Raw genomic sequence first — 5,693 nt, 5'->3', positions numbered from 1 at the left:
CTGGAGCTCGCGCGCTTCGCCGTCTCTTACAGGAAGAAGGGGGTCGTCGGCTTCGATCTGGCGGGAGCCGAGAAGGACTACCCGGCCAAGGACCATGTGAAGGCGTTCTACGAGATCCTCAACAACAACATCAACGTGACCGTCCACGCGGGGGAGGACTTCGGCGCGCCGTCGATCCATCAGGCGATCCACTACTGCGGCGCGCACAGGATCGGTCACGGAACGAGCCTGCGCGAGGATCCCGATCTGCTCGAGTATGTCAACGATCACAGGATCGCCCTCGAGATGTGCATCACGAGCAATCTCCACACCGGCTCGATCTCCTCGCCCGAGAAACACCCCTTCCGGGAGTACATGGACAAGGGGCTGCGCGTCACGCTCAACACCGACAACCGGCTGATCTCGAGGACCACCATGACCAAGGAGATCGCGCTCGCGTGCGAGACCTTCGACATCTCGATCGTCGAGCTGAAGAAGATCCTGATCAACGGCTTCAAGAGCGCCTTTCTCCCCCTCGAGCGGAAGAGGACGATGCTGCGGGCCGCGATCTCCGAGATGGACGAGCTCTTCGAGGCCTACTTCCCGGGCGAGTACAGGCGGAGACAGACGTTCCTGTAGATCAATAGACCCCGACCGTACCCTTCGCCCCGCCAAAATCGACCGTTGCCCCGGCCCCGCCGGAGCCATAAACTGAGCATTCGCTCCGCGTGGAGGTCCAACCCTGCCGCCCCTCGGCGTGTCAGGACTCACCGGTTGAGAGCAGGAGTTCTATGATGAGCAAGACTGAAGGTCCGATCTGCGCCCTCCTTGTGGGGCGCCCCGAGAGCCGTCACCTGAGGGTTCCCAAGCATATCCTCCCCTTCGGGGAGACGACGGTCGTCGGCCGGACGATGCAGGCCTACCTCGACGCGGGATTCGACGAAGTGATCCTCGTGCTCGGCTACAAGGCCGATGCGATCGCGGGCCAGATCGAGCCGTTGCCGGCGAAGGTCCGGCTCGTGCGGAATCCGCTCTTCGACGAGGGGGTCGGCTCCTACCTGCGGGCGGGATTGCGCGAGATCGGGTCTCAGATCGGCTCCATCGCCGTGGGGCTCGTCGACCAGCCGCTCCTGACATCGGAGCTTCTCCGGGAGTTCCTCGAGGCGCATCGCTCGGGAGGCAAGCCGATACTCGTCCCCGTCTGCCAGGGCGCGCTCGGCCTTCCGGCCTTCTTCACGAAGCCGTTCATCGAGGAGCTGTCATCGCTCTCGGAGAAGGAAGACCTCTGGGACGTCATCAAGCGCCACGGCGACGAGATCCTCGACCACCCGACCGGCTACACGGCGGTGGCCCGCTCGATCGAGGATATGGACGACTACCACGCTCTGCTCACGATGGCCGGCCTGCCGATCCCCGAGATCTCCCCGCCCCCCGCGGAAGAGCCACAACCTGCGGCGGAGGAGTCGGAGAGCGCGGCCGAGGAGGTCGAGAGCGCGGCGGAAGCCCCCCCGAGCGCGACTGATCCGACGAGCGCGTGACCGGCCCGTACGGGCCGACTTCCCGGACAGCCTGACCAAGGCGGGATGAGCGGGGGCGTGAAACCTTCCGTTCGGCGGCGTCACTCCTCAGCGAGGTCGTGCCACTCCTTGTAGAGACGCTCGAGATCCGAGAGCAGATTCCTGTGCTCCTCGATGTAGAAGCGGGAGCGGTCCGGATCCCTGAAGAACCCCTCCAGGCCCATGAGATCCTCGAGCTTCGCCTTGCGCTCTTCGAGCGAGGCGATCTCATCCTCTATCCGAACGATCATCCGCCCGCGGCGCGGCTCGACCCTTTTCTCGCCGCGCCGGTCCTCCCTTGAGGGGGCATCCTCCGGCTCCTGTCCCCCATCGACGGCGATCCCCGGCCCTGATTGCTCCTCTTCCTGCTTCTTCCTCCAGAGGTACGACTCGTAGTCTCCGGGGAAGCTTCGGAGAGATCCGCCGCCCACCTCGACGATCCGTGTCGCGAGCCTCTCGATGAAGTGGTGGTCGTGCGACACGAAGACGACGGTTCCCGTGAAGTCGTTCAGGGCCGCGAGCAGGACCTCCTGCGCTTCGATGTCCAGGTGGTTCGTCGGCTCATCGAGCAGCAGGAGATTCGCGGGGCGAAGGAGCATCAGCATCAAGGCGAATCTGTTCCTCTCCCCGCCGGAGAGGACCCGGAGAGGCTTGTCCACGTCATCCCCGCGAAAGAGGAAGGCGCCGAGCAGATTGCGCACGGCCGGGACCAGCGCCACGGGAGCGCGATCCGTCGCCTCCGCCAGGAGCGTCCTGTCCTCCGGCAGCCGGTCGGCCTGATCCTGCGCGAACGACTCGATCAGGACGCGGAAGCCGACCTCCCGCGAACCCTGCTGCAGATCCTCCTCGCCCGCCAGGATCCGCATGAGCGTCGACTTTCCCGCGCCGTTGGGACCGACCAGGGCGATCTTCTCGCCGCGCTCCAGATCGAGGTCGGCTCCGCGGAAGACGGCGAGATCGCCGTAGCGCTTCGCGACATCCCGAAGCCGCATGACGATTCTTCCGGAGGACTCGGGCTGCGGGAAGCGGAACCGGATCGCCCGCGAGGGAGGGTTCGGAGGCTCGAGCCGTTCCATCTTCTCGAGCATCCTGATCCGGCTCTGCACCTGCGGGGCCTTCGTGTTCTTCGCGCGGAAGCGATCGATGAAGCGGGTGATGCGGGCGATCTCCTCCTGCTGCCTCTCGTACGCCTTCAAGGCCATCTCGTATCGGACCTGCCGTTGCTCGACGTAGCTGGAGTAGTTCCCCGCATAGTCGATCAGCTTTCGACCCATGATCTCCGTGACTCTGCCGACCGTTCGATCTAGGAAGTGACGGTCGTGGGACACGATGACAAGGGCGTTCGGCGACTCGGCAAGGAATCCCTCCAGCCAGACGCGCGCCTCGATGTCCAGGTGATTGGTCGGCTCATCGAGAAGGAGCACGCTGTTGTTCTGCAGAAGGAGCCTGGCCAGGGCGACGCGCATCTGCCATCCGCCAGAGAGGGATCGAACCGGCCTGCCGAAGTCGGCCTCCGAGAATCCGAGGCCGGTGAGGACTTGATGCACCCTCCTCTCGATCTCGTATCCGCCGGCGTTGCCGAATCGCTCCTCCAGATCGGTGTGCCGGGCGAGGAGGGACTCCGCCTCCGCCGGGTCGAGGTCGTCACCCGCAAGGCGCGCCTCGATCCGTTCGCGCTCGGCGCGCAGCGAGAGGAGGTCGTCGAAGACGCGCCGCGACTCCTCGCTGACGGTTCCCGGGCCGCTCTCGAATCCGAACTGGGGCAACAGGCCCACGCTCTGCAGTCGCGGGGCATGGAGCGCCCCCGCATCGGGCGATTCGATCCTCGCGAGCATCCTCAGCAGAGTCGACTTCCCCGTCCCGTTGCGTCCGATCAGGCCGACGCGGTCGCGATCGCCGAGAAACCAGTCGACCTCCTCGAAGAGGACCTGCCCGCCGAAGGACTTGCTCGCCTTCTCGAGTCGCAGCATCTCGGGCGCCCCGCCGGCCGGCCCTAGCGGACGACGACCGCGCGGGCGCTCTTCCCGCCCGGCAGCCGGATCTGATAGACGCCTGCGGGAACCGCGCGATTCCGGTCGTCCTTCATGTCCCACCGGATCAAGGAGTAGCCGGGTCCCGGATCGTCGCCTCGCAGTGTCCGGATCCTTCGACCGAGAGGATCGTAGATGCCCACGGCCGGGGTTCCCTCCCGGGCCCACGCAACGGGGATGGCGAGCGTGCGCCCCTGCCGGAGGAGGATCGGATTCGGGAAGGGTTGCTCGAGGGCGGTCTCCACCGGAGTCCCGATCTCGATCGTCCTCGGCCCTTCCTGCCGGACATAGAGGCCGGCGGCGAAGATCACTTCGAGGAAGTAAAGGAACCTCCCCTCCCCCGGGGGCCGGTCCGCGATCTCGTCCACCCACCAGTCGAGGGCGGCGTCATGGATCGGTACGCGGATGCCATCCTCGCCCTCGCGGAGGATCCGGTAGCTGAACGACGTCCCCGGGGGAATCTCCGCGCCCGGATCGACTTTCCACTCGATCCGGACCGCTCCCGCAGCGTCGATCTCCGCGTCGAAGCGCCTCAGCGCGTAGGGGGAAGTGATAGGCAGGCGGGCCTTCCGCACGACCGTCTTCTCCCCCGTGCGGATCGAGAGGAAGAGATGGGACAGCGCGAAGCCCGATCCGTCCGGGATCATGACGGGGATCACAAGGGAATCGCTCTCTCCGGGGGCGAGGCGCGCGAGGGCGAAGGCCGATGTGTCTGGGAAGACCAAGAGAGAGGTCGGGTCGCTCATGCGGATCGATCCCTCCGGAGAGGAGGCGCTCCCGTCGTTACGGATCCGCACGGCGATCCGGGCGGAATCTCCCCAGTCTGGAAAGACCTCCTCGCCCGTCGCATCGCTCCATCGCGCCCCGGCGATTCGCAGGCGGGCCCCTCCCGCGCCGTGCGCGGCGACCCCATCGGGAACCCCCCACCCGTGCGTGTTCGAGATGGACGCGGCGCGATCGCCGGCCGCGCGGAGAGCGGCGAGGAGAGTCTCGGGATCCCAGTCGGGATGCGCCTCGAGCAGGAGCGCGGCCAGTCCCGCGACAAGCGGGGTCGCGAGGGATGTTCCCCCCACCCGGCTGAAAGCCTGCGGCGTCGAGGCGGTCGCGCAGCTCGTGTAGACCCCGTGGGCGAGGAGGTCGGGTTTGGTCCTTCCGTCTCCGGTGGGGCCCCTGCTGCTGAACGAAGCGACGTTGCCTGCGAAGTCGGTGGCGCCGATCGCCGCGACGCCGATTCCATCGGCCGGAGCGATCAGCGTCGAGGTCCCCGCGCCCGAGTTGCCCATCGCGGTGACGACCAGGATCCCGCGCTCGACGGCGATCGAGGCGGCGATCGAGATCGGGATCGTCGCCCCGTCGAGCTGCTCGGGCGTATAGGTGCCGTCATCGAAGACGCGATAGCCGAGCGATGTGGAGACGATGTCGGCGCCCAGGCTGTCGGCCCACTCGAGGGCGGCGATGTAGTGGTCCTCTTCCAGATGGACCTCGCGGTCAACATCTTCGGTCCGCGCGAGGGCGAAGGAGGCTCGGTAGGCCGCTCCGATGTGGATCCCGGGCGCGAAACCGCCCAGGGCCGACCAGGCGTAGGTCCCGTGGTTGTCGGCGTTGCGGGTCCCGCACTCATCCCCCTCGGTGTGCTGGACGTTCCCGTCCCCGCAGAGGAAGTCGCGCTCGGCGACGAGATCGAGTTCCGACAGAGAGGAGTGGGTCTTGTAGAAGCCGGTGTCGAAGAGGGCGACCAGGACGCCGCGGCCGCTGTAGCCGAGCTTGTGCATCTCGGGGACGCCGAGCGCCTCGAGCTGCTCCCATGCGGCGCCGTAGTCGGCGCCCGTCAAAGCCCGCGGATCGGTCGTCCGTGGATCCCGCCGCGCGGCGGCCCGACCCGACCCAGCCTCGCTCTCGTCTCCGGCCTCGCCATCGCGGTCTCGCTTGAGCCGCGCAACCGGGCGCACGGAAAGAACTCGCGGGTCGGCGCGAAGCTCCGCCGCTTGAGTCTCGGTGAGGACTGCAGAGACGGCGCGAAACCAACGCGAGCGCTGGCGGATCGGAATGCCGCGCTCCCGGAGCGGAGCGAGGTCGCGATCCGTGAGGGCGCGATCGCGACTGTCGGCGCCTGCGGCGCGCCCCGCGC

The 5,693-nt window shown here is 67.2% G+C and carries 4 protein-coding genes; 2 read left to right on the top strand and 2 right to left on the bottom strand.

Annotated features, from left to right (window positions below; translation table 11 throughout):
• Positions 1-618, top strand: a 618-nt coding sequence (locus FJY88_11415; protein ID MBM3287940.1) for an adenosine deaminase, incomplete at its 5' end; no start/stop codon positions are given.
• Between the two features lie 152 nt (positions 619-770).
• On the top strand, positions 771-1,517 hold the full coding sequence (locus tag FJY88_11410; protein MBM3287939.1) for a nucleotidyltransferase family protein: 747 nt from the start codon (positions 771-773) through the stop codon (positions 1,515-1,517).
• Between the two features lie 80 nt (positions 1,518-1,597).
• On the opposite strand, the gene FJY88_11405 is transcribed toward FJY88_11410, so the two are convergent.
• Positions 1,598-3,505: an ABC-F family ATP-binding cassette domain-containing protein gene (locus FJY88_11405; protein ID MBM3287938.1), complete on the bottom strand. Its 1,908-nt coding sequence runs from the start codon at positions 3,503-3,505 to the stop codon at positions 1,598-1,600.
• A gap of 23 nt (positions 3,506-3,528) precedes the next feature.
• Positions 3,529-5,693, bottom strand: a 2,165-nt coding sequence (locus FJY88_11400; GenBank protein MBM3287937.1) for a hypothetical protein, incomplete at its 5' end; no start/stop codon positions are given.

This window comes from Candidatus Eisenbacteria bacterium, from assembly GCA_016867495.1.
In the GTDB taxonomy this organism is placed as follows: Bacteria; Eisenbacteria; RBG-16-71-46; order CAIMUX01; family VGJL01; genus VGJL01.
This window is presented reverse-complemented; position numbering and strand designations above follow the sequence as displayed.